Source organism: Kitasatospora sp. NPDC056783 (assembly GCF_042789895.1).
Classification (GTDB): domain Bacteria; phylum Actinomycetota; class Actinomycetes; order Streptomycetales; family Streptomycetaceae; genus Kitasatospora.
Genome location: NZ_JBHUAF010000454.1, coordinates 1 through 6,434 on the forward strand (window position 1 = coordinate 1; position 6,434 = coordinate 6,434).

Below are 6,434 nucleotides of genomic sequence, written 5' to 3' on the forward strand. Positions count from 1 at the left end.
GGGTCGGTGCCGTTGGCACGGGCGGTGTTGGTGACGTGTCCGGCCTGGGCGTCGGCCTCGGTCACGGTGTACGTGCCGTGGCAGGTGGTGCTCTGGCCGGGGTCGAGGGTGGTCGCGTCACAGGTCACCGAGGTGACGCGGTCGTCCGTGACGGTGATGTTGTCGATCACCGTCGAGCCGGTGTTGGCGACGGTGTAGGTGTAGGTGATGGTGTCGCCGGGCCGCGCGTTCTCGGTGACGTCGGCCCGCTTGGTGATGGTCAGCGCGGCCGTCGGGGAGACGATGTCGACCGTCGCGTCGGCCGGCGGGCTCTGGACCGGCTGCCCGTCGGGGCCGGTGCCGTTGGCGCGGGCGGTGTTGGTGACGTGTCCGGCCTGGGCGTCGGCCTCGGTCACGGTGTACGTGCCGTGGCAGGTGGTGCTCTGGCCGGGGTCGAGGGTGGTCGCGGAACAGGTCACCGAGGTGACGCGGTCGTCGCTCACCGTGATGCCGGTGACCGGGGCCGTCCCGGTGTTGGTGACCGTGTAGGTGTAGCGCACGGTGTCACCGACGTGGAACGGTCCGGCGCTGTCCGCCTTCTTCGACAGGCCGAGCTGTCCGGCACCGACGACGGTGACCGTCTCGTCGGCCGGCGGGCTCTGTTCGGTCCGGCCCTCGGGGTCGGTGCCGGTGGCGATGGCGGTGTTGGTGACGTGGCCGGCGGTGACGTCGGCGGCGGTGATGACGTAGCTGCCGTGGCAGGTGGTGCTCTGCCCGGGGTTGAGGGTGGTCGCGCCACAGGTGACCGGGGTGACGCGGTTGTCGGTGACGGTCAGGTTGGTGACCGGCGCGGTGCCGCTGTTGGTGACGGTGTAGGTGTAGTGGACGGTGTCGCCGAGGTGGAACGGTCCGGCGCTGTCGGCCTTCTTGGACATGCTCAGCTGGGCCACACCCACGACGGGGACGGTGGCGTCGGCCGGCGGGCTCTGTTCGGTCTGGCCTTCGGGGTTGGTCCCGGTGGCGTGGGCGGTGTTGGTGACGTGGCCGGCGGTGACGTCGGCGGCGGTGATGACGTACGTGCCGTGGCAGGTGGTGCTCTGCCCGGGGTTGAGGGTGGTCGCGCCACAGGTGACGGAGGTGACGTGGTCGTCGGTCACCGCGAGGTTGCTGACGGTGGCCGTTCCGGTGTTGGTGACGGTGTAGGTGTAGCTGACCGTGTCGCCCAGGTGGAACGGGCCGACGCTGTCCGGCACCTTCGCGAGCGTCAGCTGCACGACGCCCGCGACCGGGACGCTGGCCTCGGCCGGCGGGCTCTGGACGGTCTCGCCGTCAGGTCCGGTGCCGTTGGCGTGGGCGGTGTTGGTCACCTGGCCGGCCGTGACGTCGGCGGCGGTGATGACGTAGCTGCCGTGGCAGGTGGTGCTCTGCCCGGGGCTGAGGGTGGTCGCGCCACAGGTGACCGAGGTGACGCGGTCGTCGGTGACGGTCAGGTTGTTCACGACCGCCGTTCCGGTGTTGGTGACGGTGTAGGTGTAGCTGACCGTGTCGCCCAGGTGGAACGGGCCCACGCTGTCCGGCACCTTCGCCAGACTGAGCTGCGCGACCCCCGCGACCGGGACGGTGGCCTCGGCCGGCGGGCTCTGGACCGGCTGGCCCTCGGGGCCGGTGCCATTGGCGTGGGCCGTGTTGGTGACGTGCCCGGCCGCGACATCGGCCGCGGTGATGACGTACGTACCGTGGCAGGTCGCGCTCTGGCCCGGGTTGAGGGTGGTGGTGTCACACGTCACGGAGGTGACGTGGTCGTCCGTGACGGTGATGCCGGTGACCGGCGCGGTGCCGGTGTTGCTGACGGTGTAGGTGTAGTGGACGGTGTCGCCGAAGTGGAACGGGCCGGTGCTGTCCGGCGTCTTGGTCAGGCTCAGCTGGGCCTGTCCGACGACGGGGACGGTGGCTTCGGCCTGGGGGCTCTGTTCGGTCTGGCCCTCGGGGTTGGTGCCGCTGGCGACGGCGGTGTTGGTGACGTGGCCGGCGGTGACGTCGGCGGCGGTGATGACGTAGCTGCCGTGGCAGGTCGCGCTCTGACCCGGGCTGAGGGTCGTGGCGTCGCAGGTGACCGGGGAGACGTGGTCGTCGGTGACGGTCAGGTTGGTGACCGGCGCGGTGCCGGTGTTGGTGACGGTGTAGGTGTAGGTGACGGTGTCGCCGAGGTGGAACGGTCCGACGCTGTCCGGGACCTTCGCGAGGCTGAGCTCCGCGACGCCCACCACGGGAACAGTGGCTTCGGCGGGCGAGCTCTGGACCGGCTGCCCGTCGGGGCCGGTGCCGTCGGCGACGGCGGTGTTGATCACATGTCCGGCGATGACGTCGTCGGCGGTGACGACGTAGCTGCCGTGGCAGGTCGCGGTCTGGTCGGGGTCGAGCGTCGTGGCGTCACACGTCACGGAGGTGACATGGTCGTCGGTCACGGTGATGCCCGTGACCGGCGCGGTGCCGCTGTTGGTCACCATGTAGGTGTAGGTGACGGTGTCGCCGAGGTGGAACGGGCCGGTGCTGTCGGCCCTCTTGGTCAGGAGGAGCTGGGCCACGCCCACGACGGGGACGGTGGCCTCGGCGGGTGGGCTCTGCTCGGTCTGACCTTCCGGGTTGGTGCCGCTGGCGACGGCGGTGTTGGTGACGTGGCCGGCGGTGACGTCGGCGGCCGTGATCACGTAGCTGCCGTGGCAGGTCGTGCTCTGACCGGGAGCGAGGGTCGTGGTGCCGCAGGTGACCGGGGAGACGTGGTCGTCGGTCACCGCGAGGTTGCTGACCGGCGCGGTGCCGGTGTTGGTGACGGTGTAGGTGTAGGTGACGGTGTCGCCGAGGTGGAACGGTCCGACGCTGTCGGGAACCTTCGCGAGGGTCAGCTGCACGACGCCCGCGACGGGGACGCTGGCCTCGGCCGGCGGGCTCTGCACTGGCTGGCCTTCGGGGTCGTTACCGCTGGCGTGGGCGGTGTTGGTCACCTTGCCGGCCGTGACATCGGCCGCCGTGATCACGTAGCTGCCGTGGCAGGTGGTGCTCTGGCCGGGGTTGAGGGTCGTGGCGTCGCAGGCGACCGGGGAGACGTGGTCGTCGGTCACCGCGAGGTTGGTGACCGTGGCCGTGCCGGTGTTGGTGACCGTGTAGGTGTAGGTGACGGTGTCGCCGAGGTGGAACGGCCCGACGCTGTCCGGCACCTTCGCCAGGCTCAGCTGGGCCACGCCCACCACGGGCAGTGCCACCTCCGCGGGCGGGCTCTCGACCGGCTCCCCCTGCGGGGTGGTGCCGACCGCCGTGGCCCTGTTGAGGAGGTGGCCGAGCGCCAGGTCGGCGTCCGTCACGACGTACGTGGAGTGGCAGTAGGTGATCTCGCCGGGGGCGAGGGTGGTCGCGTCACAGGTCACCGGCGTGGCGTGGTCGTCGGTGACGAAGACGTCGTTGAGCATCGTCGAACCGGTGTTGGTGACGGCGTAGGTGTAATGGACGATGTCCCCGACGCGGACCGGGCCGGCGGTGTCGGCCTTCTTGTCCAGGCCGATCGACGACGGGCCGATCACGGTGATTGTGGCCTCGGCCTCCGGTGAGGTGACCTGCTCGCCGTTGGAGACCCCGGTGGCGAAGACGCGGTTGATGACCTTCCCGTTCAGGGCGTCTTCCGGTGTCACGATGTAGGTGCCGTGGCACTTGGTCAAGTCGCCGGGGCTGCCGCGCGGGGCCAGGATGGTGGTGTCGCAGGTGATCCCGGTGACCCTGTCGTCCGTCAGCATGAGGTCGGTGATCTCGGTTCCGCCGGTGTTGGTGACCACGTAGGTGTACGGGACGACCTCGCCGACGTGGAAGGGCTCGGGCGCGTCGACGTGCTTGGTCACCTCCAGCCCCGGAGGCGCCACCACCGGCACGTCCTCCGAGGACGGTGGCGAGGTGACAGGACCCTCGTCGGTGGTCCCGGTGGCCTGGGCCGTGTTGGCGACGTGGCCGGCGTCGGCGTCCGCGGCGGTGACCAGGTACGTCGCCGTACACGTCACCGTCTCGCCGGGGGCCAGGGTGCTCACCGGGCAGCTGATCGGCCCGACCTTGGGGTCGTTGACGGCCAGGTTGGTGATCGGCACGTTCCCGGAGTTGGTGACGACGAAGTCGTACGGGATCGGGGTGCCCACCGTGATCAACCCCGGCAGCGGCTGGTGCGCCTGCTTGACGAGGTTCAGCTCGGGCAGCGGCGCGTCGGTGTTGATCACCACGTTGCGGATCAGGTGCACGTCGGTGAACAGGCCGGTGGACCCGGCGAAGCCGAACTTGTATGTGGAGGTGAGCGGTTGCGGTGCGGGTGTCTGGAGCACCTGGTGCGAGCCGGTGCCGTCGTTGAAGTCGACGGAGACCGTCAGTACCGGGGAGGGCGCGGGGGTCAGGTGCACGTTCACCCGGCGGCGCGAGGGCTCCAGCAGGTTCTCCGCCTCGACCGGCGTCACTCCGGGCGGCAGGGAGGTGAGCGGGCCCTGGAGTTTCCCGGGCAGGGTGGAGGGCCACGGGCCGCTGGTGGTGAAGTTGCTGGTCGTCGCGGTCAGGAAGCAGTAGCCCTCCAGGCCGTCGCCCGGCCCGCGGAGGGTGATCATGTTGGCGCCGGGCGCGGGGACGTGGAAGCCGGTGCCGGCGGGGGACCGCGTGGTGCAGCCGTTGCCGCGCTGCTCCCAGTCGCCGAAGTAGTTGCCGAGGACGTCGAGCCCGACGCCCAGGTAGCCGCGGTCGACGCCGGGCAGGAAGGTGAGGTTCGGGTCGTCGTCGGGCAGTTTCTGGGCGTAGCCGAGGCTGCCACCGAAGGCGCCGGGGTGGGTGAGCGAGACATCGCCGTTGACCAGGAAGAAGGAGATCCCGTCGGCCGGGGTGGCGGGTGTGGTGCTGCCGTACTGCCACTGGTCGAAGGTGACGTCCAGGCCGGCGCCGGCCGGCAGGGCCTGGTTGAAGAGGACCGCGCCGCTCTGGTCGTTGCTGGAGTCGGTGATCCGCAGGTAGCCGTGGGGAGCGGAGTCCAGCGGCGGCACCGGGCCGGTCTCGGCGGCCGGGCAGCCGCCCAGCGGGCGACCGTCCGGCCCGAGCGCCGAGGCCGGCGCGCCGATGAGGCAGGCGGCACCGACGGCGACGAACCGGTCGTCGGCGGTCGCACCGGTGAAGGTCTCCTGGAGCAGGGGGGAGCCGGTCGCCCGGACCCGCTCCGGCAGTGCCGCGGTGGCGGGGTGGCTGGGCGGGGCGACGGCGTGGGCCAGTGAGGCCGTGAGTCCGGCGCCGAGCAGGCCCAGGGAGGCCGCGGCGCTGATGAAGCGGGCCGTTCGGGATCGAAGCCGTGACGGTCCGCGGGAGTGTCTCGTCATGTCGGTTAATATGCGCGGGCGCTACAGCCAGTTATCGCTGTGTACTGTCAGTGGGCCTATGGAATAGCCCGGATGAACGAGTGTCGGATTCGCCGCACCTGGGCAGCGCTCGCGGCCGGTCTCAGGAGTGACATGGCCAGGCGGAATCATTCCAATCACCCCAGCTCGGGGCTGTGGTAGGGTCGCCGACGCCGAGTATGACTGCGACTCAGGGAGGTGAGCCCCATTACCGGACTGTCCGAGCGGGTGCTCCCGGAGCGCGGCCGTGCGGGCGCCTGACCGCGCATAGCGCGGACGGCGCGCCGACGCGGTGCCGGCCCTGGCGGGAGTCCTGACGGAGTGGTTCGTCCTACTCCTGTTTCTTCCCCCAAGGGGTTCTCTTGCCGGTCTTCTCCTCCGCCTCCCTCCGTTCCTCCGTGGTCTCCCGGCTGCGCGCCGCCGGTTGCGTGTTCGCCGAGGACGAGGCGCGGATCCTGCTCTCCGCCGCCGCCTCGCCCGCCGACCTGGCCGCCATGGTCCGCTCCCGCGCCGACGGCCGGCCGCTCGAACACGTCGTCGGCTGGGCCGAGTTCGCCGGACTGCGGATCGCCGTCGACCCGGGTGTGTTCGTCCCGCGCCGGCGCAGCGAGTTCCTCGCCGCCACCGCCACCACGCTGACCACCCCGGGCGCGGTGGTGCTCGACCTGTGCTGCGGGAGCGGCGCACTGGGCGCGGCGGTCGCGGCCACGGCGGCGCACCCGGTCGAGCTGTACGCGGCCGACATCGATCCGGGCGCGGTCCGCTGCGCCCGCCGCAACCTCACCGGCGCCGGGGCCCGGGTCTTCGAGGGCGACCTGTTCACGGTCGTGCCCCCGGCGCTGCGCGGCCGCGTCGCGGTGCTGATCGCCAATGTCCCGTACGTGCCGACCGGTGACCTCGGCCTGCTGCCGCCCGAGGCGCGGCTGCACGAGGCCCGGCCGGCGCTGGACGGCGGGGCGGACGGGCTGGACGTGCTGCGGCGGGTGGTGGCCGAGGCTCCGGGGTGGCTGGCGCCGGGGGGTTCGCTGCTGTTCGAGACCAGCGAGCGGCAGGCAC

2 protein-coding genes are annotated in these 6,434 nt (G+C 71.5%); one reads left to right on the plus strand and one right to left on the minus strand.

What is annotated here, in order from left to right:
* Positions 1-5,360, minus strand: a 5,360-nt coding sequence (locus ACFRMQ_RS36595) for a hypothetical protein (protein ID WP_380735157.1), incomplete at its 3' end; no start/stop codon positions are given.
* A gap of 380 nt (positions 5,361-5,740) precedes the next feature.
* On the opposite strand from ACFRMQ_RS36595, the gene ACFRMQ_RS36600 reads away from it, so the two are divergent.
* Positions 5,741-6,434, plus strand: a 694-nt coding sequence (locus ACFRMQ_RS36600; protein WP_380735158.1) for a putative protein N(5)-glutamine methyltransferase, incomplete at its 3' end; no start/stop codon positions are given.